Origin of the sequence: Mameliella sp. CS4 (genome assembly GCF_019392335.1) — a bacterium.
In the GTDB taxonomy this organism is placed as follows: domain Bacteria; phylum Pseudomonadota; class Alphaproteobacteria; order Rhodobacterales; family Rhodobacteraceae; genus Antarctobacter.
Window position 1 is genome coordinate 61902 of record NZ_JAHXRQ010000007.1, and the last position, 23215, is coordinate 85116.

The 23215-nt window shown below is 65.8% G+C and carries 25 protein-coding genes; 6 read left to right on the plus strand and 19 right to left on the minus strand.

Going from position 1 to position 23215, the window contains the following annotated elements; all coding sequences use genetic code 11:
- Position 1 precedes the first annotated feature (1 nt).
- From KZZ07_RS10705 to KZZ07_RS10750, 10 genes are all read right to left on the minus strand, one after another.
- On the minus strand, positions 2 to 424 hold the full coding sequence (locus KZZ07_RS10705; protein WP_219514080.1) for a hypothetical protein: 423 nt from the start codon (positions 422 to 424) through the stop codon (positions 2 to 4).
- A 3-nt stretch (positions 425 to 427) separates the two neighbouring features.
- A complete protein-coding gene (locus KZZ07_RS10710; RefSeq protein WP_219514081.1) occupies positions 428 to 2428 on the minus strand; it encodes an acetyl-CoA carboxylase biotin carboxylase subunit in 2001 nt (666 codons plus the stop codon).
- Between the two features lie 126 nt (positions 2429 to 2554).
- Entirely contained in the window at positions 2555 to 2767 is a 213-nt protein-coding gene (locus tag KZZ07_RS10715) for a hypothetical protein (RefSeq protein ID WP_219514082.1), read from the minus strand.
- A gap of 138 nt (positions 2768 to 2905) precedes the next feature.
- Positions 2906 to 3103, minus strand: coding sequence for a hypothetical protein (locus KZZ07_RS10720; protein ID WP_219514083.1), 198 nt, complete (start codon positions 3101 to 3103; stop codon positions 2906 to 2908).
- Positions 3104 to 3461: 358 nt separating this feature from the next.
- On the minus strand, positions 3462 to 3824 hold the full coding sequence (locus KZZ07_RS10725; protein ID WP_219514084.1) for a hypothetical protein: 363 nt from the start codon (positions 3822 to 3824) through the stop codon (positions 3462 to 3464).
- A 150-nt stretch (positions 3825 to 3974) separates the two neighbouring features.
- On the minus strand, positions 3975 to 4118 hold the full coding sequence (locus tag KZZ07_RS10730) for a hypothetical protein (protein WP_219514086.1): 144 nt from the start codon (positions 4116 to 4118) through the stop codon (positions 3975 to 3977).
- Positions 4119 to 4332: 214 nt separating this feature from the next.
- Complete coding sequence (locus tag KZZ07_RS10735; protein ID WP_219514087.1) at positions 4333 to 4830, minus strand: DUF6497 family protein; 498 nt, start codon at positions 4828 to 4830, stop codon at positions 4333 to 4335.
- A complete protein-coding gene (locus KZZ07_RS10740; protein ID WP_219514088.1) occupies positions 4827 to 5171 on the minus strand; it encodes a hypothetical protein in 345 nt (114 codons plus the stop codon). Before KZZ07_RS10740 ends, KZZ07_RS10735 begins: the two co-directional genes overlap by 4 nt.
- Complete coding sequence (locus tag KZZ07_RS10745; protein WP_219514089.1) at positions 5168 to 5626, minus strand: hypothetical protein; 459 nt, start codon at positions 5624 to 5626, stop codon at positions 5168 to 5170. Before KZZ07_RS10745 ends, KZZ07_RS10740 begins: the two co-directional genes overlap by 4 nt.
- A gap of 18 nt (positions 5627 to 5644) precedes the next feature.
- A complete protein-coding gene (locus tag KZZ07_RS10750; RefSeq protein WP_219514090.1) occupies positions 5645 to 7177 on the minus strand; it encodes an acyl-CoA carboxylase subunit beta in 1533 nt (510 codons plus the stop codon).
- A gap of 178 nt (positions 7178 to 7355) precedes the next feature.
- On the opposite strand from KZZ07_RS10750, the gene KZZ07_RS10755 reads away from it, so the two are divergent.
- Both KZZ07_RS10755 and KZZ07_RS10760 read left to right on the plus strand, forming a co-directional pair.
- Entirely contained in the window at positions 7356 to 8582 is a 1227-nt protein-coding gene (locus KZZ07_RS10755) for a multidrug effflux MFS transporter (protein ID WP_219514091.1), read from the plus strand.
- A gap of 43 nt (positions 8583 to 8625) precedes the next feature.
- A complete protein-coding gene (locus KZZ07_RS10760) occupies positions 8626 to 10026 on the plus strand; it encodes a helix-turn-helix domain-containing protein (protein WP_219514093.1) in 1401 nt (466 codons plus the stop codon).
- A 299-nt stretch (positions 10027 to 10325) separates the two neighbouring features.
- Here the strand turns inward: KZZ07_RS10760 and KZZ07_RS10765 are convergent, their stop codons facing one another.
- The 5 genes from KZZ07_RS10765 to KZZ07_RS10785 are packed head-to-tail and all read right to left on the minus strand — an operon-like array spanning position 10326 to position 14214.
- A complete protein-coding gene (locus tag KZZ07_RS10765; RefSeq protein ID WP_370631124.1) occupies positions 10326 to 11009 on the minus strand; it encodes an N-acetylmuramoyl-L-alanine amidase in 684 nt (227 codons plus the stop codon).
- Between the two features lie 8 nt (positions 11010 to 11017).
- Positions 11018 to 11722: a hypothetical protein gene (locus tag KZZ07_RS10770; protein WP_219514095.1), complete on the minus strand. Its 705-nt coding sequence runs from the start codon at positions 11720 to 11722 to the stop codon at positions 11018 to 11020.
- A gap of 32 nt (positions 11723 to 11754) precedes the next feature.
- Complete coding sequence (gatA, locus tag KZZ07_RS10775) at positions 11755 to 13242, minus strand: Asp-tRNA(Asn)/Glu-tRNA(Gln) amidotransferase subunit GatA (RefSeq protein WP_219514097.1); 1488 nt, start codon at positions 13240 to 13242, stop codon at positions 11755 to 11757.
- A complete protein-coding gene (gene gatC / locus KZZ07_RS10780) occupies positions 13242 to 13529 on the minus strand; it encodes an Asp-tRNA(Asn)/Glu-tRNA(Gln) amidotransferase subunit GatC (protein WP_219514098.1) in 288 nt (95 codons plus the stop codon). The genes gatA and gatC overlap by 1 nt, the downstream gene beginning before the upstream one ends.
- Before the next feature lie 34 nt (positions 13530 to 13563).
- A complete protein-coding gene (locus tag KZZ07_RS10785; RefSeq protein WP_219514099.1) occupies positions 13564 to 14214 on the minus strand; it encodes a ceramidase domain-containing protein in 651 nt (216 codons plus the stop codon).
- Positions 14215 to 14311: 97 nt separating this feature from the next.
- Between KZZ07_RS10785 and KZZ07_RS10790 the strand changes: the two genes are divergently transcribed.
- A complete protein-coding gene (locus tag KZZ07_RS10790; protein WP_219514100.1) occupies positions 14312 to 15004 on the plus strand; it encodes a metal-dependent hydrolase in 693 nt (230 codons plus the stop codon).
- A 281-nt stretch (positions 15005 to 15285) separates the two neighbouring features.
- Here the strand turns inward: KZZ07_RS10790 and KZZ07_RS10795 are convergent, their stop codons facing one another.
- Positions 15286 to 15873 carry a hypothetical protein gene (locus KZZ07_RS10795; RefSeq protein WP_255564287.1) on the minus strand — a complete coding sequence of 196 codons (588 nt, stop codon included), beginning with the start codon at positions 15871 to 15873 and terminating at the stop codon, positions 15286 to 15288.
- 97 nt (positions 15874 to 15970) lie between these two features.
- Between KZZ07_RS10795 and KZZ07_RS10800 the strand changes: the two genes are divergently transcribed.
- Positions 15971 to 16972: a GT-B fold glycosyltransferase domain-containing protein gene (locus KZZ07_RS10800; RefSeq protein WP_219514101.1), complete on the plus strand. Its 1002-nt coding sequence runs from the start codon at positions 15971 to 15973 to the stop codon at positions 16970 to 16972.
- A gap of 66 nt (positions 16973 to 17038) precedes the next feature.
- Positions 17039 to 18199: a WD40/YVTN/BNR-like repeat-containing protein gene (locus tag KZZ07_RS10805; protein WP_219514102.1), complete on the plus strand. Its 1161-nt coding sequence runs from the start codon at positions 17039 to 17041 to the stop codon at positions 18197 to 18199.
- A gap of 4 nt (positions 18200 to 18203) precedes the next feature.
- On the opposite strand, the gene KZZ07_RS10810 is transcribed toward KZZ07_RS10805, so the two are convergent.
- Positions 18204 to 19121 (minus strand): haloalkane dehalogenase, encoded by a 918-nt coding sequence (locus KZZ07_RS10810; RefSeq protein ID WP_219514103.1) that lies wholly within the window; start codon positions 19119 to 19121, stop codon positions 18204 to 18206.
- A 75-nt stretch (positions 19122 to 19196) separates the two neighbouring features.
- Positions 19197 to 20819 carry a thiamine pyrophosphate-binding protein gene (locus KZZ07_RS10815; protein WP_219514104.1) on the minus strand — a complete coding sequence of 541 codons (1623 nt, stop codon included), beginning with the start codon at positions 20817 to 20819 and terminating at the stop codon, positions 19197 to 19199.
- Between the two features lie 251 nt (positions 20820 to 21070).
- On the opposite strand from KZZ07_RS10815, the gene KZZ07_RS10820 reads away from it, so the two are divergent.
- A complete protein-coding gene (locus tag KZZ07_RS10820; protein ID WP_219514105.1) occupies positions 21071 to 22366 on the plus strand; it encodes an O-acetylhomoserine aminocarboxypropyltransferase/cysteine synthase family protein in 1296 nt (431 codons plus the stop codon).
- 82 nt (positions 22367 to 22448) lie between these two features.
- On the opposite strand, the gene KZZ07_RS10825 is transcribed toward KZZ07_RS10820, so the two are convergent.
- Positions 22449 to 23075 carry an SIMPL domain-containing protein gene (locus KZZ07_RS10825; RefSeq protein WP_219514106.1) on the minus strand — a complete coding sequence of 209 codons (627 nt, stop codon included), beginning with the start codon at positions 23073 to 23075 and terminating at the stop codon, positions 22449 to 22451.
- Positions 23076 to 23215: the final 140 nt, after the last annotated feature.

Here is a 23215-nt window from a genome sequence, read left to right on the forward strand (position 1 = left end):
GTCATAGGCCGTCCCCCGGGTCCACCTGCGGCGCGTCGCCTTGGAGGCTCAGATGCAGGGCAACGCCGCCGATCGCGTACATCAGGCCATAGCCCAGCAGGCTGCCGGCCCCGGCCGCCAGCATCCGGAAATAGACAGCGCAAAAGACCAGCGTCATGACCGCCAGCACCACAAATGGCCCGCCCAGGTAGAACCCCCAGCCGGGCACCAGGTCCAGCAAGGCCGCCAGCAGCGCCAGGTAGACGGCATAGCCGGTCCCCACCGAGACGATGGAAACCGCCAACGCGCTGCCGACGAAAAACGCGTTGCCGCCCTCTGTCGGCACCACGAACCACAGGCCGACCGCCACCACCCCCGACACCACCAACCCGGCGACAAACGCCAGGCTGTGCATGAGCCAGATGCGGAGGGCGCGGCGGACCATGCCTTATTCGAACTCCATGATGACGTCGTCGACGGCCAGGCTGTCGCCCGGTCCGGCGTTGATCTTGGCCACCACGCCCTTCTTCTCGGCGCGCAGGATGTTTTCCATCTTCATCGCCTCGACGGTGCAGAGCGCCTGCCCCTCCTGGACCTCCTGCCCCTCTTCGACGTTGATCTTCACGATCAGGCCGGGCATCGGGCAGAGCAGCATCCTGGAGGTGTCGGGCGGCAGTTTCTCGGGCATGAGTCGGGCCAGTTCGGCCTGCCGGGGCGAGCGCACATGGACGCGCAGGTCGGCGCCCCGGGTGCGCAGGCGGAAGCCATGCGTGACCTTGTCGACCTTCAGCACCAGCGGCGCGCCGTTCAGCGTCATATGGGCCAGCGTGTCGCCCGGGGTCCAGTTGCCCTCGACCCGCAGGCTGGAGCCATCGGCGAATTTGACCGTGGAGCCATCGGGATCGGCGTCGATGACGACATCGTAATCGACCCCCTGCAGGCTGACGACCCAGTCGCTGCCGACGCGGCGTTCATGGTTGCCCAGGCGCCCGGTGACGCGGGTGCGCCGGATCTCGGCCACGCGGTTCATCGCCGCCGCCGCTGCCGCGACGCGCTTCAGCTCATCCTCACCCAGGGTCACGCCCTCGAAACCCTCGGGGTATTCCTCGGCGATGAAAGCGGTGGTCATGTCGCCCGAGATGAACTTGGGGTGATCCATGACGGCGGCGACGAAGGGCAGGTTGTGGCCGATGCCCTCGACCTCGAAACTGTCCAGCGCGTTGCGCATGGTCTCGATGGCGGCGTCCCGCGTCTTGCCCCAGGTGCAGAGCTTGGCGATCATCGGGTCATAATACATGCTGATCTCGCCGCCCTCGTAGACGCCGGTATCGTTGCGCACGATGCCCTCGCCCAGCGGGCCTTGCTCTGGCGGACGATAGCGGGTCAGGCGCCCGATCGAGGGCAGGAAGCCGCGGTACGGGTCCTCGGCATACAGCCGGTTCTCGATGGCCCAGCCGTTGATCTGCACGTCGTCCTGAGTGATGCTCAGCGGCTCGCCATTGGCGACGCGGATCATCTGTTCGACCAGGTCGACGCCGGTGATCAGTTCCGTGACCGGATGTTCCACCTGCAGGCGGGTGTTCATTTCCAGGAAGTAGAAATTCTTTTCCCCGTCGACGATGAATTCCACCGTGCCCGCGCTGGCATAACCCACGGCCTTGGCCAGGGCGACAGACTGTTCGCCCATCGCCTTGCGCGTTTCGGGGTCAAGGAAGGGGCTGGGCGCCTCTTCGACGACCTTCTGGTTGCGGCGCTGGATCGAGCATTCGCGCTCGTTCAGGTAGATGCCGTTGCCATGTGCGTCACAGAGCACCTGGATCTCGATATGGCGCGGCTGCGTCACGAATTTCTCGATAAAGATCCGATCGTCGCCAAAGCTGCTGGCCGCCTCGTTCTTGGACGATTGAAAGCCCTCGCGCGCCTCGTCATCGTTCCAGGCGATGCGCATGCCCTTGCCGCCACCGCCCGCGCTGGCCTTGATCATGACCGGGTAGCCGATCTGGTTCGAGATTTTCACGGCCTCCTCGGCATCCTCGATCAGACCCATGTAGCCGGGGACCGTGTTGACCTTGGCCTCCTGGGCGATCTTCTTGGAGGTGATCTTGTCGCCCATCGCCTCGATCGCGGGCTTGGGCGGTCCGATGAAAGCGACACCGGCGGCTTCCAGCGCCTCGGCGAATTTCGGGTTCTCCGACAGGAAGCCGTAGCCGGGATGCACCGCCTGCGCGCCCGACTGCTTGATCGCGCCCATGATCTTGTCGATCACGATGTAGGACTGGTTGGCCTGCGGCGGGCCGATGTGGACGGCCTCGTCGGCCATTTCCACATGCAGCGCGTGCTTGTCGGCGTCCGAGTAGACCGCCACCGTCTTGATACCCATCTTGCGGGCGGTCTTGATGACCCGGCAGGCGATCTCGCCCCGGTTCGCGATCAGGATCTTGTCGAACATGTCTGTCCCTTCTTCTTGGCCCGCTGGGGGGCTGCGTCTGAACATGCAAACGCCGCCCGGGGCATGGACCCCGGACGGCGTTGAAACGGATCTGTGGCGGCGCCGGTCAGGCGCGCGCGGATCGGATCAGCGGTTGCGGCAAACCTCTGGCGTGACGTCGTCACAGACGACACCGGCCGCGCCGCCGACAGCGGCACCGGCCGCCACGTTGCCTCCTGTTGCGGCTGCACCGGCCGCACCGATGCCTGCGCCGATGACGCCGCGTTCGATGTCTGTGCCTTCACAGGCCGCCAGGCCGAGAGTTGCGGCAAGTGCCGCGGAAATCGTGAGAATACGCATGAGGACCACTCCTTCTCCCATGTCAGTGCGTCGGGATCATTGTCGATCAACGCGCGCTGTGAAAGCTGGTTCCGGTACGGATGGCGCCGAGCGGCAAGATCCGGCGCAGGGTCGGCGACAAGCCGCCGAAAGCACGGGTCAGCAGCGCGAGGGGTAGCGGCTGCAATAGTCGATATTGTTCGCGACGCCGACCTGCGAGCCGGAGAGCACGTTGACGTCAAGCGCCACGGCGTCCCCGCCCTCTTGCTCGCCCAGGTTGTCGCCACAGGCCGAAAGCGCGACCAGCGTGACCAGGGCCAGGGATGTGCGGTGCGTGATGATGTCCCGTCTTTGCATGTGAGGTTCTCCTCATCGTTCTGCGACTGCTCGGGGAGCAGGGAACACCATGCCAGGGGGAAAATCCAGTCTCTTGTCCCAACGTCACCCGCGGAGCGCGAAAATCCGCCAAGCCATTGACTCAGGGCGTGTTTTACCGGGGAAAGACAGAATTGGGGCGGCCGGGCCGGGGACTGACCTGACCGCCCCGAGGGGGGTTGGGTTTCGCGGGGACGTAGGGACGAAAAGGGACCTGCGCCGCGACCCGTGATCACGCTTGCAGAAACGCCGCGATCTGCAAAGCCCGCAATGCGTTCCAAATTTTCATCGGCAATCGCCCGCGCAATCTGGCGGCGAACTGGCAAGAAAACGCCCAAGCTCATTCCCAGTCCTCCGACGGATCGAAGGCCTCGGGAAAAGCCGCTCTTGCGGCGGTCTCATCGATGACCAGGAGCGCGTCGTAGCTCTCTGGGTCGAATGGGTCGTCGTAGGGCAGAACCTCGCGCCCAAAGAGCCAGGACAGGCGGCCCGCGTCGAGGTTGCCCCGTTCAAAGGGTTCGTCCCCGAAATGCTGCCAGAGCGCGGCCATGAAGGCGGTATCGGCGCGACGGTCGGCAGGCCGGCGGTCGCGGTAACGCTCTCGGCGGGTGATCGGCGTGACGCCCTTGGGATTGGCGCGGCGGATCGTGAACTGAAAGTCGGTGCCGGTCAGACGGCCCGGGAACCCGCGGTGCTTCAGCATGTGCCCGCCTCCCCTGCGCAGAGAGACGACACATGAAGAGATCGCGCGCCAAGACGGCGCGCAACGGTGGCATTGCTCGTCAATCCTCCGCCTGCTGCCCCGAACCGGCGGAAAAGCGGGACGGACGCGCGCGCCCGCCCCGATAGGTTCTTACTTGTACTTGCCTGTGTAGACCGGCTCGACCGAGATGGGCTCGGGATCGACCACGATATACTCTTCTTCTTCTTGCTGCGCGCAGGCGGAAACGCCGGCGACGACAGCGAACATGGCAAGCAGTTTGATGCTCTTGGACATCTTCTACTCCTGTCTAGTGCATTGAAACATTCAGCGCGCGAGCGCCCTGCCTGTCCCCGTTCAGAGGTTTCGATTGCTTGGGTGCAATCAGTCACGAACCTACCCCACTGGCGGGCAAAAAGATACGCACCCCCGGGCAACGAATCGGGTTGTGACTCAGAAGCCTCATAAACTTGTCCACATGAGAGTCGTATCGCAAGATATTGTGGAGTCATCAGAAAGCCTCCCAGATGCAGAGGTCGCTTTGGACGAAAAAACTCTCGAAAAACTGGGTCACATCCGGGGTCATGACCCCGAAATCGACTGGTTCGGACATCAGCGTGATCACGATGGTGGCCGGTTCGCCGCCCGCGTCGACCACCCGGCGCAGGGCGTCCTGGGTGCAGAGCAGCTCGATATCCCCCGCCACTTCCTCGAACGGCAGTTCGGCACGGCCCAGGGCGGGAACGACATAGCGGACCCGCCAGAGCGGCGGTTCGGCGATCACGTCGTGATAGGTGAATTCCAGCCCCGAGGTCGGCAGGATGTCCCGCAGAACGGGCGCCGTCTCCTCTTGCGCATCGACCGGCCCGCACAGGACCGCGAGGGCAAGGATGGGTGCAAAGAACAGGCGGCAGCCCCGGCACCTGCGAGCGATGCTCGCGGCTCCTCCCACCGGGGCCACCAAAGCCCCGGGCACACCCGGGGCGGAAACGTCTATGGGCCATGTCATTCGCGGCCCTCCCCTGCCCAGCGCAGCCAGCGGGCGCGATGTGCCGGGCTGTCGAGCAGGTCGCGGATGCGGCTTTCGGTGCCTTGCGGCGCCCGCCCTTGCAGGCGGCCCCCGGCGCGCACTGTTAGCCCGTCCTCCGCCGCGTCAATCTGTATCACCGGTGAAAAACCGCGCAAGCCCTGAAGCGCGCGCCAGAGGTCCTGCCGAATATGGCGCGCGAGCCGCGAGGGGCGCACGGGCGGAAAACCGCTGACCGCCGAGACATCGAACCGCGGCGGCCAGTGCCGCGCGAGGACGTAGTGCCCCGGCTCTTCCCGGATATGCCAAGCGTTGCGTGTCATGCCCTCACCCATTTCCGCAGCCGCGCCATCAGCCCGCGGGATTGCGCCGCCGCCAGCGCGGCGGCCTGCGCCCGTTCCTGTTCCGCCCGCTCGATGAAGATCAGCGCGTAGGGGCGCAGCGCCTCTTCGGGGCCGCCCTCCAGCCGCTTCATCACCTTGTTGTAGGGCACCGCGCTCAGCCCACCTTCGCGCAGGATCAGCGGTTCGCCCCGCGCGCCAGCCACCCAGCCCCCGGCCCCGGCGCGGATGATGACCTCGCCGAGATAGCAAGAGGCCGCCTGCAGCAGCAGACGAAAGCCCGATCCGCCGCCCTCGCCCTGGGCGAGGTCGTCCAGGATCTCCTCGACGAGGCCGAGGCTGTCGAGGCTGAAATCCATGTCACGCCCGTAGACGTCGCGCGCCGTCTTGACGAAGGCTTGCGCGACCTGGGGCGCTCGTTCCGGACCGGGGATCATGCGCGGACCCTCCGGCGATCAAAGCGGGATGTTATTGTGCTTCTTCCAGGGCATCTCGCGTTTCTTGTCACGCAGCATGGCAAAGGCCCGTGCCACGCGCCGCCGGGTCGAGCGCGGCTGGATCACCTCGTCGACAAAGCCACGTTCGGCCGCGATGAAGGGATTGGCGAAACGGTCTTCGTATTCCGCCGCGTGGCCCGCGATCTTGTCCGCATCGCCCAGGTCGGCGCGGAAGATGATCTCGGCCGCGCCCTTGGCGCCCATGACAGCGATCTGCGCGGTGGGCCAGGCATAATTGACGTCGGCGCGCAGGTGCTTCGAGGCCATCACGTCATAGGCCCCGCCATAGGCCTTGCGGGTGATGACCGTGACCATCGGCACCGTCGCCTCGCCATAGGCGAACAGCAGCTTGGCGCCGTGCTTGATGACGCCGTTATACTCCTGCGAGGTGCCGGGCAGGAAGCCGGGCACATCGACCAGCGTCAGGATCGGGATCTCGAAACAGTCGCAGAAGCGGACAAAGCGCGCCGCCTTTTTCGAGCTGTCGATGTCCAGAACGCCCGCCAGCACCATCGGCTGGTTGGCCACCACGCCCACGGTCTGCCCTTCCAGCCGGATGAAGCCGGTGATGATGTTGCCCGCGTGATCGGCCTGGATCTCGTAGAAATCGCCCTCGTCCGCGACCTTCAGGATCAGTTCCTTCATGTCGTAGGGCATGTTGGGATTGTCGGGGATCAGCGTGTCGAGGCTGGACTCGATCCGGTCCACGTCGTCGAAGAAGGGGCGGACCGGCGGCTTTTCGCGGTTCGACTTGGGCAGGAAGTCGACCAGGCGGCGCACCTCGGCCAGTGCCTCGACGTCGTTTTCAAAGGCGCCGTCGGCGACCGAAGATTTCTTGGTGTGCGTGCTTGCGCCCCCCAGCTCCTCGGCGGTGACGACCTCGTTGGTCACGGTCTTGACCACGTCGGGGCCGGTCACGAACATGTAAGAGGTGTCTTTCACCATGAAGATGAAATCGGTCATGGCGGGCGAATAGACGGCGCCGCCGGCACAGGGGCCCATGATGACGCTGATCTGCGGGATCACGCCGGAGGCCTCGATGTTGCGCTGAAAGATCTCGGCATAGCCCGCTAGGCTGTCGACGCCTTCCTGAATGCGGGCGCCGCCCGAATCGTTCAGGCCGATCACCGGCGCGCCGTTCTGCACCGCCATATCCATGATCTTGCAGATCTTGGCGGCATGGGTGGCCGAGACCGATCCGCCCAGCACGGTGAAATCCTGGCTGAAGACATAGACCATGCGGCCGTTGATCGTGCCCACGCCGGTCACGACACCATCCCCGTAGGGGCGGTTCTTTTCCATGCCGAAGTCGGTGCAGCGATGGGCGACGAAGGTGTCGTATTCCTCGAAGCTGCCTTCGTCGACCAAGAGTTCGATCCGCTCGCGCGCGGTCAGCTTGCCCTTGGCGTGCTGTGCGTCGATGCGTTTTTGCCCCCCGCCCAGGCGGGCGTTCTCACGGCGGTCGTGCAGTTCCTGGATAATGTCTTTCATCTGGCGGCCCCTTTCGCTTTGGCGCGAAAATACAGGGGAATCCCCGCGCCTCAAGGATTTCCTCGCAAATTTGCAAAACTAGAAAATATCGACCCGCGCATAATGCAAATATGAAAATTACATGCTGACGACATGTAATGTATGGACATTTCCCACGGTGCACCCTACCCCATTTTTCATGAGCCCGAATTCTCCGGTGCGCTTTCTCGACCAAAGCACCCCGCCACATATCGCAACACTTGTCCTGATGGCCGGCATGTCCGCGCTGGCCATGAACATATTTGTGCCCGCCCTGCAGATCATGGCGGACTGGTACGCGGTGGATTACGCGCTGATGCAGGCCTCTGTGACCGGCTACCTGGCCGGAAACGCGGTGCTGCAGCTCTTCATCGGGCCGATTTCGGACAAGCTGGGCCGCCGCCCTGTGATCCTGGGCGGCATCGCGCTGTTCATCCTGGCCACCATCGGCTGCCTGATGGCGACCAGCATCACGGTTTTCCTGATCTTCCGCATGTTTCAGACCACCGTCGTGGTCACGATGGTCCTCAGCCGCGCCGTCGTGCGCGACCTCTACCCACCGGACAAGGCCGCCTCGATGATCGGCTATGTCACGATGGGCATGTCGCTGGTGCCGATGCTGGCCCCGGTGCTGGGGGGCCTGCTGGCCGAATCGTTCGGCTGGCATTCCAACTTCTGGCTGATGCTGATCCTGGGCGTGCTGCTCTTGTGGCTCTGCTACAAGGACCTGGGAGAGACGAAGGCCAGCAGCGGGCTGAGCCTGGCCCAACAGTTCCGCGAATACCCCGAGCTGTTCCGCAGCCCGCGCTTCTGGGGCTATGCGCTGGCCTGCGCCTTTTCCTCGGGCGCCTTCTTTTCCTATGTCGGCGGCGCCTCTTTCGTGGGGATCGAGGTCTTTGGCCTCTCGGCCAGCCTCCTGGGCCTGCTCTTTGGCGCCCCCGCGATCGGCTACGCCCTGGGCAACGGCCTGTCCGGGCGCTTCTCGGCCCGGTTCGGGGTGAACGTGATGGTGCTCTGGGGTGGGTTGATCGTGGCCGGTGGAGTCGGCCTTTCGCTGATGGTTTTCGCCTTCGGTCTGGGCAACGCCTTTACCTTTTTCGGCTTCATGACGCTGGTCGGACTTGGCAATGGGCTGACAATCCCCAATGCCACCGCCGGCGCGCTGTCGGTCCGCCCGCATCTCGCGGGCACCGCCTCGGGCCTGTCGGGCGCCATCATGCTGGGCGGCGGCGCCGCCCTGTCGCAGCTGGCCGGTGTTCTGCTGACCGAGGATGCGGGCGTCTGGCCGCTCCTGTGGATCATGTTCGGCTCGGGCCTGGCCTCTGTCGTGGCGGCCCTGCTGGTGATCCGCCGGGCAAGGCGCGTCGGGGGGCTGGACGCGGCCTGACAAAGTTTGCATCTTTGCCCGACTCATTCGCAAAGATGCAAAGATGGCCACCCAGAAACTCTATGCCGGCGCCAAGCTGCGCGACATCCGCACACGCCTGAACCTGACGCAAAAGGATTTTGCCGCCAAACTTGGCATATCCCTGCCCTATCTCAACCAGATGGAAAACAACAACCGGCCCGTCAGCACCACCGTGGTGCTGGCCCTGGCCCAGGAGTTCGGCTTTGACGTGACCGAACTGGGCCAGGGCGATGCGGAACGGCTGGTCACCGACATGCGCGAGGCGCTGGCCGACCCGATCTTCGGCGAACACAGCCCGCAGCTTGCCGATCTGCGCCTGACCGCCTCCAACGCGCCGGTGCTGGCACGGGCCTTTCTGGCGCTGCACCGCGCCTATCGGCAGACCCACGAACGGCTTGCCTCTCTGGACGAGGCGCTGGGGCGCGAGGGCGCGCAGCTGCAGCCCAGCCCCTGGGAAGAGGTGCGCGACTTCTTCCATTACTGCGACAACTACATCGACGCCGTGGACCGCGCGGCGGAACATTTCGCCAAGCTGCACGGCAGCGAAACGGACATGCGCGCCGCCGCCATCGAGCGGCTGGAATCGCGCGGCATCACGGTGCGGCAATCGCAGGGCGCGCCGATGCGTGCCTTCGACGAAGACCGCCAGGAACTGGTGCTCTCCTCGCTGCTGCCGGTGGAAACCCAGACCTTTCAGCTCCTGGTCCAGGTGGCGCTCCTGCGCCAGAACCAGCTGCTGGAAGCGACGCTGGATCTCGCCCGTTTCCAGACCGAAGAGGCCCGCGCCATCGCCAAGCTGGGGCTGGCCAACTATTTCGCCGGCGCCGCCATGATGCCCTACAAGGCCTTCCTCTCGGCAGCGCAGGAAACCCGGCATGACCTGGAATTGCTGGCCGCCCGTTTCGGCGCCTCGATCGAGCAGGTGGCGCACCGGCTCTCGACGCTGCAAAGGCCCGGCGCCAAGGGCGTGCCCTTCTTCTTTGTCCGGGTCGATCAGGCTGGCACCATCACGAAACGCCATTCCGCCACCCGCCTGCAATTCGCTCGCTTCGGCGGCGCCTGCCCCTTGTGGAACGTGCACCGCGCCTTTGAAACGCCGGGCCGCTTCCTGCGCCAGCTTGCGGAAACCCCGGACGGCGTGCGCTACATCAGCCTCGCCGTCGACGTCTCGAAGACCGGCGGCCATTTCGGCGCCCCCGTCCGCCGCTACGCCATTTCCATCGGTTGCGAAGTGCGCCACGCCGCGGCGCTCGTCTATGCCGACGACATGGACTTCACCCGCCCCAGCGCCTTCGAGCCGATCGGCATCAGCTGCCGCATCTGCGAGCGCACCCATTGCCACCAACGCTCTGTCCCGCCACTGGAAAAACGCCTGACCACCACGCCCAACCACCGCGACGTGCTGCCTTACCGCCTGGATTGAGCCTGATCTTCGTTCCGGAGCCATCCCTCGTCCTGCCTGCCGAAAGACGGCGCCGGGCGACCGGGACAAGCCAAATCGCGGAGGGGCCCCGCTTGCGGGGAAACCGCTATTTTGCTTAGCGCGGGCGCGCGGGGCTGTCAGGCACAAGGCGGGACGGGGGATGGGGCCGGGGAGAAGAGCTTCGTTCTGGTGAGTCCTGAAGCTCCGGACCACGGCGCCACAAGCGACCAACTGAACAAAAGCGTCACGACACAAGACGCGGATAAATACGCGCGGAAGCGCTCATTTTCCTAACCGGCTCACGCGCCCCGGCAAGGAAACCGCCGCGCAAGGTCGGCCATGATCGCGCAATCCCCGGCATCCAGCGCCCCCTCCGCCCAGGGGCGAAAGCGCATCCGCACTGCGGCGAGCACCTCGTCCCGGGTCTCCGGGGCAACCTCGTAGCCAAAGCGCCGACAGTCCCGCCAGAACCGCGCCTCGTCTAGTCCCTCGCCAGCCACCTCCGGCCAGACGGCCAGCCCGCACCGCGCCAGACGGCGCCAGTCGAACCGCGCGCCGGGGTCGATCTTGCGGCCAAGTGCGGTGTCGGAATGGCCCAGGACACGTTCTAGCGGCACCGACCAGCGGGAACAGATGCCGCGCAACAGCGCCTCCAGAACGCTCATCTGCGGTTCGGGAAAGGGGTGAAACCCGGCATTCGCCAATTCGATCCCGATGGACTGCGAGTTCACATCCGCCGTGCCCCCCCAGCAGCCACGCCCGGCGTGCCAGGCGCGATCCGCCTCGCGGACCAGCTGCCAGCATCGCCCGTCTTCTGCGATAACGTAATGGCAGGACACCTCGCTTTCGGGAGCACACAGCCAATCCCGCGCCGCCTCGGCGGAGGTCATGGCGGTGTAGTGCAGAACCACCATGTCCGGCGCGGTCCCCCCGCGCCGGTCACCGAAATTCGGCGAAGGATACCATTCCGGGTCGGGCGTCACCGCTTGGGTCAGCCGCCGCGCACCGCGCGGAAAGGCGCCGGGGTCCAGGTGCAGGCAAAGCCGTCCCCGTCCGGGTCCATGCCCTTGCGATCCTTTTCCGGTCCGCCCATCCGCAGGAAATCCTCCTGCGCGAGATCGGCCGAGGAATAGGTCGAACAGGCCCGCTGATATCGCGCCTGCGCGTTAAAGCTCGACCGTTTGTAGAGCGCCGTTCCAACCGGGTTGGTCGTGCGCAGGGCATATTCGACGATGTTCGGCGCATCGGTCCCGGGACGCTTGGGCAGGGCCTCGGGCTGAACCACGGTGTATTGCGCGCGGTTACGCTCGATCAGACGGGCGTCGGCGTCAATGTCGCGGGTCCGCGACACGGCGGTAAAGTCATTCTCACCCGAGATGCCGCGCGCGTTCGACACGATCTGCGGCGGCGGATTGGACGGATCCGCCTCGATCGGGGCCACGCCGGAATTGCCTTGCCGGGCCGCGGCGGCCGCGCGGGCCTCGTCCCCGTCGATGGGGCCGGACTGGACGTTCGGCGCCAGGGGAATCGGCCCGGCGTCCCCGTTCAGCTGCGCCTCGCGGCGGGTCGCATAATCGTCATAACTGCCAAAGCCGACGCCGGTGCCCGGGTCGGCCACCCCGGCGCCGCTGTCGGGAACACTGGGTTCGCAAGCCGCCACGGCCAGAGCCGCCACAACCAGTAGATAGTTCCGCATCGTCTGTCCTGCCTGTGCTTTTGCCGCAGGCCTTACCACCATTTCGACGGTTTTGCCACAAATCCCGTAGCTTGTTCGAGCGCATAAGCGGTATTCAGCAGGTCGCCCTCTTCCCAGGGACGGCCGATCAGTTGCAGGCCCAGCGGCAGCCCCTGCTTACTCAACCCGGCGGGCACACTGATGCCCGGCAGACCGGCCAGGTTGACCGTCACGGTAAAGACGTCGTTGAGATACATCGCCACCGGATCGGCCTCTGTCATCTCGCCCAGGCCAAAGGCCGCGGAGGGGGTCGCCGGCGTCAGGATCGCGTCAACGCCCTGCGCAAACACGTCCTCGAAGTCCTTCTTGATCAAGGTCCGGACCTTGCGCGCGCGATTGTAATAGGCATCGTAAAAGCCCGCCGACAGCACGTAGGTGCCCACCATGACACGGCGCTTGACCTCGTCGCCAAAGCCCTCGGCGCGGGTCTTTTCGTACATCTCGACAATGCCGTCGCCCTGGCTCAGCTTGGCGCGGTGGCCATAGCGCACCCCGTCATAGCGCGCGAGGTTCGACGAGGCCTCGGCCGGCGCGATCACGTAATAAGCGGGCAGCGCGTATTTCGTATGCGGCAGGGAGATATCGACGATTCTAGCGCCCGCGTCCTCCAGCATCTTGCGGCCCTCGGCCCAGAGCGCGTCGATCTCCTCGGGCATGCCCTCCATGCGGTATTCGCGCGGAATGCCGATGGTCTTGCCCTTGATATCGCCGGTCAGCATGGCCTCGAAATCCGGCACGGCCAGATCGGCGCTGGTCGAGTCCTTGGGATCGTGCCCGCACATGGCCTGCAGCATGATGGCGCTGTCGCGCACGTCCTTGGCCATTGGCCCGGCCTGGTCCAGCGACGAGGCAAAGGCCACGATCCCCCAGCGCGAACAGCGCCCGTAGGTCGGCTTGATCCCGGTGATGCCGGTAAAGGCCGCAGGCTGGCGGATGGAGCCACCGGTGTCGGTGCCCGTCGCGCCAAGGCAGAGGTCGGCGGCCACGGCCGAGGCCGACCCGCCCGAGGAGCCGCCCGGCGTCAGCTGCGCATCGTCATTGCCGCGCCGCCAGGGGTTCACCGCATTGCCATAGCACGAGGTTTCGTTGGACGAGCCCATGGCGAATTCATCCATGTTGAGCTTGCCCAGCATAACCGCGCCCGCGTCGAACAACTGGCTGGTCACGGTGCTTTCGTACTCCGGCTTGAAACCGCCAAGGATGTTCGAGGCCGCCTGGCTGGCCACGCCCTTGGTGCAGAACAGATCCTTGATGCCCAGCGGGATGCCGCAGAGCGACGGCGCATCACCCGCCTTGATCCGCGTATCGGCGGCGGCGGCCTGTTCGCGCGCGATCTCGGGCGTCTTGTGAACAAAGGCGTTCAGCGCACCGGCCCCTTCGATGGCCGTCAGGCAGGCCTCGGTCAGCTCGACACTCGTCACCTCGCCCTTGCGCAGCGCGTCCCGGGCCTCGGCGATCTTCAGCTTGGTCAGATCCGTCATCACTCAACCACCTTCGGAACCGCAAAGAAGCCTTCGCGCGCATCGGGCGCGTTCGACAGCACCTTGTCCTGCATGCCGCCATCGGTGACGCCATCCTGCCGGCGCTTCAGCCGCATGGGCGTGACCGACACCATCGGCTCCACCCCCTCGACATCGACCTCGTTCAGCTGCTCGATAAAGCCGAGGATGTCGTTGAAGGCAGTGGCCAGCGCCGGAAGCTCGTCTTCTTCCACCTTGATGCGGGCCAGGTGCGCCACGCGTGCCGCGGTCTCGATGTCGATCGACATGGGGGCCTCTTTGACTGTGAATTCAGCGCAGGCTTTACCGCTCTGCCCCGCGCGCCGCAAGCACATGCCGCGTCCAGACCTCGATCATCCAGCCCAGCATCACCGCATTGAGCAGATGCCAGAGGAAATGCGTGCCCAGAGGGATCACATTGCACAGCGGTTCATCGAGCGCGCGCGCCAGCATCGAGACCAGCAGGATGACCACCCCGATGGCCAGCCCCCGCGCCGTTTCCGGCGCGCGGTGCCGCAACAGCACCGCGTAGATCGCGATCAGCAGCGGCACCGGCCCATAGCTTGCCGTCCCGCCCAGGCCGGGGATCATGCCGAACAGGGGCGCGGTGACCGCGGCAAAGGGGAAGAACAGGACTGTCAGACCCAGGGCCGCCCAGCGCCCCAACTCCCAGAAATCGCGGTTCGCGCCATAGATATAGACCAGCACGTAGACCAGGATCGGCAGCACGTCCGCCAGCCCGGCCCAGGGCTGGGCAAAGGTGTGAAACAGGAAGGAGCCCACCCCGATCACCGCCAGGATGGCGCAAAGCACCCGGCCCAGCCCGAATGTCCGCCGCCACATCACCAGCGCCGCCAGGACAAAGGCTGCATTGGTCACCGCATTCACCGGCTCGGCCCAGAACTCCGGCCCCAACCGCTCGCAATAGCCGTCAACGGCCCGTGTCAAGTCCATGTCAAGTCTCTCAAAATATACCCAACCGCCCCTAGGCGGCCTGGCCTCGCCGCGCCATCATGCTAGGGTCCAGATAGATCAACCACGGGAGACCACCATGCAAATCATCTGGCTCGGCCACGGCAGTTTCCGCATCGAGATCGGCGGCGAGGTGCTGCTGATCGATCCCTGGATCAACGGCAACCCGATGATGGAAGGCCAGGACACGGACGCCGCCCTGAAAGGTGCGACACAGATCCTCGTCACCCACGGCCATTTCGACCACACCAATGATATCGTCGAGATCAGCCAGGAGACCGGCGCACCGGTGTCCGCCATCTTCGAGCTGGCCGCCCTGCTGACCGGCCAGGGCGCCAAGGAAGGCCATGCCTTCAACAAGGGCGGCACCGTCCAATTCGGCGAGGCCTCGGTCACAATGGTCCCAGCCTCGCACAGTTCCTCGATGCAGGTCGATGGCAGGACCACCTACACCGGCATGGAAACCGGGCTTGTCATCAAGGGGGACGGCCACACGATCTATTTCTCCGGCGATACCTGCATCATGGCGGACATGGCCTGGATCGGCGAGTATTTCCAGCCGGATATCGGCATCCTCTCGGCCGGCGGCTATTTCACGATGGACATGGAACAGGCGGCCTGGGCGGCAAAGAAATACTTCGCCTTCAAGACGGTGATCCCCGGCCATTACCGCACCTTCCCGGCGCTGGAACAATCGGCCCAGGTGCTGGCGGAGGGCCTGCCCGGCGTGGATGTCATCGAACCGCAGGTGCTGCAGCCGATCACCCTCTGAGGCATCCAGCCTGTTCCCCGGAGCCGCCTGTCGCTGATGCCGTACCGCGACGGGCGGCGGGGGGATGCAAGGGGCCGCAGGCCCGCCGGAGGCGGCTTGCCCTTGCATGCCCCCGGCGGCTGGCGCAGGCATCTTCAGCGACAGGGGGAACCGGGGGGCAGGCCTGTTCCCTGGTGAGCCTCGAAGCGTAACACCGCGCGCATGCGCGTCGGACACGGGTCGGTGGGCGGGTGATGCGGGCCCGAAGGGACCGCGAGTCCCGCTCCCGACCCGCGGTCAGATCACGGGATCAAGGCCCCCGTCCGGTTGAAGGTCGCCCGGTCGATGCTGAGGTCGTCGTAGATCAGCTCGACCGTCATCTCCTCCACGGAGTTCAGCGGAAACGCCCGGTAGGGCAGTGCATCCGCCGGCATGGCGTTGGGCGTGGGGCTGTCCTCGTCGCAGGCGGGCAGTGGCCAGGGCTCGGGCTCGGCCCCGTTGAGGCCGATATGGATGGCCACCAGCCCGCAGCGCCAGGACCAGAGGTGCGTGACATAGACCAGGTCCTGCCCGTTGAACTCGCGCACCGCGATCCAATTGGACCGGGTGGCGTTCAGGATCGGCTTGACCTCGACGGCGGTGGTGAACTTGCCCGAGGGCACCTGCTGTTCGGCGGTATAGGGCAGGTCGCGCGGCGGCGCCGGGTCAGCTTCCGCACTGGGCGGCGGCGCTTCCGAGGAAAAGGGGCGCGCCTCGTCGGTTTCGGCCCGGGGGGCCACGGGCGCATCGGCGACTTCGGCGGCGGGCGGGGCCTCGGCGGTTTCCAGGCGGGCCGCGTCCCCCGCCCCCCCGCTGGCGACGGCAATGACGAGAAGAACAAGATCGAACATTAGGTATTTCCTTCAAATAATTCCCCGGGGCCTTGCGGCTTCCGGCGCCCGTCCGCCCCGCCTATAGTGGCGCCCGACAGGCAGTGGCAGGTTCATCATGACACGCGAGGGCGCGGCGGCTCAAACCGTAAATATTCTCATCGTTGCCCAGGCCGGGCGGCTGTCCTACGAGGCCGCGCTCTTTGCCGCCTCGCTCAAGGCACGGGGCGGCCCGGGCTTTCGCCTCATCGTCGCGGAACCCGCCCCCGGCCCGCTCTGGCCCGAGGACCCGGGCATCCGCCAGCCCGAGGTCCGCGCGCTGCTGCAAGAGCTTGGCGCAGAGATCCGCCCCCTCGAGAGCCAGCATTTCGGCGCCGCCTACCCCTATGGCAACAAGATCGAGGCGCTGGAGGTCCTGCCCGAGGGTGAGCCCTTCATCTTTTTCGACACCGATACGCTGATCCTGGACAGGTTGGATCATGTGCCCTTCGACTTCGACCGCCCCACAGCCTCTTTGCGGCGCGAGGGCACCTGGCCGCAGATCGAACTGTACGGCCCCGGCTACGCGCAGATCTGGAGATCGCTCTACGACCGGTTCGGGCTGGATTTCGACAGCAGCCTCGACCTGTCCCAGCCCGATGAATACTGGCGGCGGTATCTCTATTTCAACGCCGGGGTCTTCTTTTACCGCTGCCCCCGCGTCTTCGGGCAGCGCTTTCGCGACTACGCGCTGTCGGTGCGGGACGACCCGCCGCCGGAACTGGCCTGCCAGAGCCTCGATCCCTGGCTGGACCAGGTGGTTCTGCCGCTGGTGATCCACGGGCTGGGCGGCGGGCGCGACACGCTGCCCGCCGGGCTGCTGGATGGGGATGTGACCTGCCATTACCGGCTGTTGCCCCTGCTCTATGCCCGCGAAAGCGACAAGGTGGTCGAGGTGCTGGAAGAGGTCGCCGCGCCGAACCGCATCAAGAAGGTGCTCAAGGGGCACGACCCCTTCAAGCGGATGATCTACCAGGGGCGCGGCCAGAAGGTGCGCGCGCTGTTCGACCGCGAGAACCTGCCGCGCAAGGAACAGGCGATCCGCAACCGGATCAAACGCGAAGGGTTCTGGATGCGCTGAGCGCGGAATTCCGCTCGCCCCTGCGCGACCCATGTTACCCTGCCCTGGCGTTCAGGAGGGTGTGTCATGACACAGGCGATCACGGTGCTGGTGGGCACCAGCAAGGGCTTGTTCCTGCTGCAATCGGATGCGGCGCGGGCGGACTGGTCGGTCAAGGGACCGCTCTGCGATGGCTGGGGAATCAACCACGCCATCGGCGATGCGGAAACAGGAACGCTCTGGGCCGGCGGGGGTGGCGAATGGTCGGGCGCAGGGGTCTGGCGGTCCCCGGATGGCGGCGAAAGCTGGGATCTGGTCAAGCTGGCGGACGGCACTGTCGACGAATGGATCCGCAATGACCCGGATACGGCGGCCTTTTTCGGAACCGAGCCAAAGCCGCCAGCAGAGTTTACCGGCCGGGTCGAGGCGATCTGGTCGCTGGGCCAGGTGGGCGGCAAGCTCTACGCCGGTGCCAAGCCCGCGACGCTGTTTGTCAGCGAGGATGCGGGCGCAAGCTGGACCGCGGTCGAAAGCCTGACGGATCACCCCTCTGCGGACAGCTGGACGCCGGGTGCGGTGGGGCTGACGCTGCACACGATCGTGGCCAGCCCGGCGGATGCCGACAAAGTCTGGCTGGGGATCTCTGCGGCGGGGGTCTTTGCCAGCGAAGACGGCGGGGCAAGCTGGGAGCGGCGCAACCGCCTGTCCAACGCAGAGGCCTGCGGGCACGTCCACCATCCGGCAGGGCCAAAGGACGGCGAGACCGGCCATTGCGTGCACAATATGGTGCGGGCGCCGGGCGATCCGGACCTTCTGTATCAGCAGAACCATCACGGGGTCTGGCGCTCTTCCGATGGCGGGCGCAGCTGGGAGGACATCACCGCGGGTCTGCCCTCGACCTTCGGCTTTCCCATCGCAGTCCATCCCGCTCAACCGCAAACACTCTGGACCCTGCCGCTGAACGGCGACATGGCCGGGCGTTTTCCGCCCGAGGGCAAAGCAGCGGTCTGGCGGTCCCGCGACGGCGGCGACAACTGGGAGGCCTGCCGCGACGGCCTGCCCTCCGAAAACTGTTTCTTCACCGTGCTGCGGCAGGCGATGGCCACGGACCGGGCCGAGACGCCGGGGGTCTATTTCGGCACCAACTCGGGCTCTGTCTTTGCCTCTTTCGACGAGGGGGACAGCTGGTCGGAAATTGCCCGCCACCTGCCCACGGTGCTTTGCGTCGAGACGGTGACGGCGGCCTGACCTGTCAGCCTTCGGGGTTTTCCGCCCAGGCCGCCAGCGCTGCGCGCGCGACCTCGGCGCCGTGGGTTTCCTGCACGAAATGCCCGGCGTTGGGGAGCCTCAGCGGGGGCCGGGTGAGGCCCAGAATCTCGTGCATGCGCATCATCAGCCAGGGCGGGATCAGCTTGTCCTGCTCGCCCACGGCCATAAAGCTGTCGCCCTGAAATTCCGACGCCCACCAGCGCGCGGCGCGTTTCGACACCTCGACCCCCTCCATCTGCGGCTCGGTCATGACGAGAAAGGGAAAGCGGCGGGCGCCTGCGCGATAGCGGGCATCGGGAAAGGGCGCGGCATAGGCAGCGGCCACTGCGTCGCTCATGCCGGGGACATAGTCCTTGAACAGTGCGGCCATGTCGTAATCCGGCTGTTCCCCGTGCATGCGGCGCCAAGCGTCGAAGCCCTCGGTGCTGCCGCCGCCAAGGCCCAGAACGGTGTCCATGACCAGCAGCCTGTCGAACCGGTCGGCCATGTCCGGCGGGATCGTCAGGCCCAGAATCCCGCCCCAGTCCTGCACGACAAGCGTGATCCGCCGCAGGTCTAACGCCTCGATCAGGGCAATCAGGCTCTGGCGGTGAAAGTTGAAGGTATAGGTCGCGTCATCGACCGGCTTGTCGGAGCGGCCAAAGCCGAAGAGGTCTGGTGCGACGACCCTCGCGCCGGTGTCCAGAAAGACGGGGATCATGTGGCGGTAGAGAAAGCTCCACGCCGGTTGACCATGCAGGCAGAGAAAGACCTGATCGGCGTCTTCGGGGCCTTCGTCGATGCGTGCCATGCGCAGACCTTCGTAGCCCACGAGGTCGTCGCGATACCGTGGCTGCCACGGAAAATCGGGCAGGTCGGCAAATCTGTCCTCCGCCGTGCGGAGGGCTTCGGGCATCAGCATGGTCACTCTCCCCCAGGATGGCAGGAGCAGACCCGGGCGAGCCTGCCCTGTCAACACCGGGGGCCTGTCCCGCCCTCAGATCCGCATGCGCGGCACGTCGTTCGGGTCCAGCCGCAGGTCGATCAGCACCGGCTTGGTCCGGGTGTCCAGCGCCGACAGCGCCAGTTCCAGATCGTCGGCAGAGCGCACCTCGATCCCCTGCCCGCCCAGCGCGGTGGCGACTTCGGCAAAGGATGGCCAGTCGAATTCGGTCAGGCTGGGGTCCATCTTGCGGTCGAGGAACTGGATATGCTCGGCGCCATAGGCGGAATCGTTGGCCAGGATCACGATCAGGTCGAGGCCCAGCCGCACGGCGGTGTTGAACTCGTTGATGCCCCCCATCATGAAACCGCCGTCACCGGTGAACATCACGACGGGACGGTCAGGCGCGGCCAGCCCCGCGCCGATGGCCTCTTGCAGGCCCAACCCGATGGAGCCGAAATTCGCCGTCACCACGAAACTGCGCGGATCGGGGGCAGAGATCCGGCACCAGACCTCTGTCATGAAGCGGCCGCCGTCGGTGACCAGCACGCGGTCCTTTGGCAATGCCTCTTCCAGACGGTCGAGCGCATGGACGTAGTTGACACAGCCCGGCGCGGTGCGGTCGGTACCAAGGGGATGCGCGGTCAGCGTCTCTCCGTCCAACTCCTTGGTGAACCCGCTGCCGGGGATCTCTGCCTCGTCCAGCCAGTATAGGATGGTTTCGGCGGTCAGCCCCGCGTCCGCCACAAGGGCCGCGTCGGGATGGATGCTGCCGCCGATGGCGGTGGCCTCGATATCCACCTGGACGATGCGCTTGTCCTGCATCAGCTTGCCCCGGTCGGAGGTGAATTCGTGCAGGCCGGTGCCGAAACAGACGATACAGTCGGATTTCGCGATCAGGTCATAGGCGGCGGGGGTCGAGAGCGTGCCGAAGATGTCCATGTTGTAGGGGTGGTCGTTGAACAGCCCCTTGGCCTTGAGCGTGGTGGCCAGAGGCGCCTCCAGCCGGTCGGCGAGACGGATCAGCGTGTCTCGGGCGCCCACGGCGCCGCCACCGGCCAGGATGATCGGACGGCGGGCAGAGGCGATCATGCCGATGGCCTGGTCCAGCGTGTCGCCCTCGGCCACGCCGCCGGGGTTGGTGAAGACATCAAGCGGGCGGCAGTCGTGCGCCACCTCCTGCCACATGAAATCGGCGGGCATGTTCAGCACGATGGGACGGCGCTCCACCTGCGCCCGGTAAAAGGCGCGGGCGACGTCGGTTCCGGCGGTTTCCGGCGCGCGCAGCTGGACAAAACCGGCGCCGGTGGATTTGACAAGTTCGCGCTGGTCGATGCCCTGCAGGTGGCGCGGGTTCGACACCGGCGTGTCGCCCGCCAGCAGAACCATCGGGATATGACCGCGCGCACCCTCTGTCAGGGCGGTGGTGCAATTGGTCAGCGCGGGCCCGTGGGTGACGGTCGCCACCCCCACCTGCCCCGAGACATGGGCAAAGGCCAAGGCCATCAGGACAGAGCTGCCCTCATGCGCCGCCGGAACAAAGCGCCCGCCGCAGTCGCGCACGAAACTGTCGACCATGAAAAGGTTGGCATCCCCCATCAGCCCGAACATCGTACTGATGCCGTGATCCCCCACGGCACGGGCGATGGATTGGTGGACATGCATCTGGTCGGTCATCTTTCGGCGCTCCTGTTCCTGTCGGGACGGAGATACATGAGGAGAGATGCGGGTTTCACGCGAATCCGGCGAAAGCGCCGTCAATTATGCGAACTTTTTTCGGCTCAACCCCGCGTTCGCGCGCAATTCACGCATCACAACAAGAAATGCCGCCAATGTACCGCAGAAAGATGCGGGGCCCGCGAAGAATCTGGCACCCGCCGCGGCAATCGCATACTCCTGTGCGCAACCGACAATAGGGAGACCATTGAATGACCCAGGATGCGCCCAGCTTCGGCTTTGACACCTTGCAGATCCACGCCGGCGCCCGGCCCGACCCGGCCACCGGCGCGCGGCAGGTGCCGATCTACCAGACCACGGCCTATGTGTTCCGCGATGCGGAACATGCCGCCGCGCTCTTCAACCTTCAGGAAGTGGGCTACATCTACTCGCGCTTGACCAACCCGACGGTCGCGGCGCTGCAGGAACGTGTCGCGGTGCTGGAAGGCGGCGCCGGGGCGGTCTGCTGTTCCTCGGGCCACGCGGCGCAGATCATGGCGCTGTTCCCGCTGATGGCACCAGGGCGCAACGTGGTGGTCTCGACCCGGCTTTACGGCGGCTCGATCACCCAGTTCAGCCAGACCATCAAGCGGTTCGGCTGGTCGGCGAAATTCGTCGACACCGACGATCTGGCCGCCGTCGAGGCCGCGATTGACGACGACACCCGCGCGGTATTCTGCGAAAGCATCGCCAACCCGGGCGGCTATGTCACCGATATCGATGCGCTGGCCAAGATCGCCGACAAGGCGGGCCTGCCACTGATCGTCGACAACACTTCGGCCACGCCGTACCTGTGCCGCCCGATCGAGCACGGTGCGACGCTGGTGGTGCATTCGATGACCAAGTACCTGACCGGCAACGGCACCGTGACCGGCGGCGTGGTGGTGGATTCCGGCACCTTCGACTGGTCCGCCAGCGACAAGTTCCCGTCCCTGTCAGAGCCGGAGCCGGCCTATCACGGGTTGAAATTCCACGAGACATTCGGCCCGCTGGCCTTCACCTTTCACGGCATCGCCATCGGGTTGCGTGACCTTGGCATGACGCTGAACCCGCAGGCGGCGCATTACACGCTGATGGGGATCGAGACGCTGAGCCTGCGCATGGCGCGCCACGTCGAGAACGCCGAGAAGATCGCCGCCTGGCTGGAGAAACATGACGCGGTCGAGGGCGTGACCTATGCCGGGCTGGATTCCTCTCCCTACAAGGAGCGCGCCGCCCGGATCTGCCCGAAAGGCGCGGGTGGTCTGTTCACCGTAGCGCTGAAGGGCGGCTATGACGCCTGCGTCAAGTTCGTGGACTCGCTGGAAATCTTCTCTCACGTCGCAAACCTGGGCGACACGCGCAGCCTGGTGATCCACTCGGCCTCGACCACGCACCGCCAGTTGACCGAGGACCAGCAGATCGCCGCGGGCGCCGCACCGAACGTGGTGCGGATCTCGATCGGGATCGAGGACGCGGACGACCTTATCGTCGACCTTGACCAGGCGCTGAACAAGGCCTCTGCCTGAACCGGATCGACACGAATGAAAGAGGCCACCGCAGGGCAACTGCGGCGGCCTCTTGGTTGGATAGGGCGGGGACAGGCGCGCGTCACTCGCTGACGGAAAAGACCATCGTGACCTCGGCCCTTACCTCGATTTCCCCGGCGGCCACCGGCACGTCGCGGGCGGCGGGCGCGTCTTCCAGGATCATCGGTTCCGGCTCGACGATGGACCGCACCAGCGGTTCGGCATTGTCGCGCAGCTCCAGCACCGGGCCCAGCGTCACGCCGGCGGCATCTGCATACAGCTCGGCCTTGGCAATGGCGTCGGCCACCGCGCGGCGGCGAGCCTCGTCTTCGACCTCGCGCGGCTCCTGTACGCCGAAGGTCAGGCTCTGCAGCTGGTTGGCACCGTCGTCCAGCACCGCCGACAGCAGCGCGCCGATGCCCTCCATGTCACGGATGCGCACGCGGACCGTGTTTGTGGCGTAGTAGCCGACAAAGATGTCCTCGTTGCGGTCGCGGTCCCAGCGGGTCTGTTCGCTGACCCGCAGCTGGGTGGTCTGGATGTCACGCGCCTCGACCCCGAGGCTCGACAGCCGGGCCAGGATGGCATCCACCGCCGTCGAGGTGGCATTCATCGCCTCGACCGCCGTCTTGCCGCGCCCCGTGGCGCCCAGCGAGATCGTCGCCATGTCGGGCACTGCCGCGATGCGGGCCTCGCCCGAGACGGACAAGCGGCCTTCCGCCGATGCCGCATGTGGCGCCGCCAGGGGGAGCGCGAGGGCCAGGATCGTCAAGAATGCTGAAATTCGCATAAATTACCTCACAATCAGCAGGAATCTGCACTGACTGTCCCCTGACCGGGGAAAATCGG

Excerpts from the sequence above, each read along its gene's own strand:
- KZZ07_RS10705 (WP_219514080.1), bottom strand. The coding sequence starts at position 424 with ATGGTCCGCCGCGCCCTCCGCATCTGGCTCATGCACAGCCTGGCGTTT.
- KZZ07_RS10710 (WP_219514081.1), bottom strand. The coding sequence starts at position 2,428 with ATGTTCGACAAGATCCTGATCGCGAACCGGGGCGAGATCGCCTGCCGG.
- KZZ07_RS10715 (WP_219514082.1), bottom strand. The coding sequence starts at position 2,767 with ATGCGTATTCTCACGATTTCCGCGGCACTTGCCGCAACTCTCGGCCTG.
- KZZ07_RS10720 (WP_219514083.1), bottom strand. The coding sequence starts at position 3,103 with ATGCAAAGACGGGACATCATCACGCACCGCACATCCCTGGCCCTGGTC.
- KZZ07_RS10725 (WP_219514084.1), bottom strand. The coding sequence starts at position 3,824 with ATGCTGAAGCACCGCGGGTTCCCGGGCCGTCTGACCGGCACCGACTTT.
- KZZ07_RS10730 (WP_219514086.1), bottom strand. The coding sequence starts at position 4,118 with ATGTCCAAGAGCATCAAACTGCTTGCCATGTTCGCTGTCGTCGCCGGC.
- KZZ07_RS10735 (WP_219514087.1), bottom strand. The coding sequence starts at position 4,830 with ATGACATGGCCCATAGACGTTTCCGCCCCGGGTGTGCCCGGGGCTTTG.
- KZZ07_RS10740 (WP_219514088.1), bottom strand. The coding sequence starts at position 5,171 with ATGACACGCAACGCTTGGCATATCCGGGAAGAGCCGGGGCACTACGTC.
- KZZ07_RS10745 (WP_219514089.1), bottom strand. The coding sequence starts at position 5,626 with ATGATCCCCGGTCCGGAACGAGCGCCCCAGGTCGCGCAAGCCTTCGTC.
- KZZ07_RS10750 (WP_219514090.1), bottom strand. The coding sequence starts at position 7,177 with ATGAAAGACATTATCCAGGAACTGCACGACCGCCGTGAGAACGCCCGC.
- KZZ07_RS10755 (WP_219514091.1), top strand. The coding sequence starts at position 7,356 with ATGAGCCCGAATTCTCCGGTGCGCTTTCTCGACCAAAGCACCCCGCCA.
- KZZ07_RS10760 (WP_219514093.1), top strand. The coding sequence starts at position 8,626 with ATGGCCACCCAGAAACTCTATGCCGGCGCCAAGCTGCGCGACATCCGC.
- KZZ07_RS10770 (WP_219514095.1), bottom strand. The coding sequence starts at position 11,722 with ATGCGGAACTATCTACTGGTTGTGGCGGCTCTGGCCGTGGCGGCTTGC.
- gatA (WP_219514097.1), bottom strand. The coding sequence starts at position 13,242 with ATGACGGATCTGACCAAGCTGAAGATCGCCGAGGCCCGGGACGCGCTG.
- gatC (WP_219514098.1), bottom strand. The coding sequence starts at position 13,529 with ATGTCGATCGACATCGAGACCGCGGCACGCGTGGCGCACCTGGCCCGC.
- KZZ07_RS10785 (WP_219514099.1), bottom strand. The coding sequence starts at position 14,214 with ATGGACTTGACACGGGCCGTTGACGGCTATTGCGAGCGGTTGGGGCCG.
- KZZ07_RS10790 (WP_219514100.1), top strand. The coding sequence starts at position 14,312 with ATGCAAATCATCTGGCTCGGCCACGGCAGTTTCCGCATCGAGATCGGC.
- KZZ07_RS10795 (WP_255564287.1), bottom strand. The coding sequence starts at position 15,873 with ATGTTCGATCTTGTTCTTCTCGTCATTGCCGTCGCCAGCGGGGGGGCG.
- KZZ07_RS10800 (WP_219514101.1), top strand. The coding sequence starts at position 15,971 with ATGACACGCGAGGGCGCGGCGGCTCAAACCGTAAATATTCTCATCGTT.
- KZZ07_RS10805 (WP_219514102.1), top strand. The coding sequence starts at position 17,039 with ATGACACAGGCGATCACGGTGCTGGTGGGCACCAGCAAGGGCTTGTTC.
- KZZ07_RS10810 (WP_219514103.1), bottom strand. The coding sequence starts at position 19,121 with ATGCTGATGCCCGAAGCCCTCCGCACGGCGGAGGACAGATTTGCCGAC.
- KZZ07_RS10815 (WP_219514104.1), bottom strand. The coding sequence starts at position 20,819 with ATGACCGACCAGATGCATGTCCACCAATCCATCGCCCGTGCCGTGGGG.
- KZZ07_RS10820 (WP_219514105.1), top strand. The coding sequence starts at position 21,071 with ATGACCCAGGATGCGCCCAGCTTCGGCTTTGACACCTTGCAGATCCAC.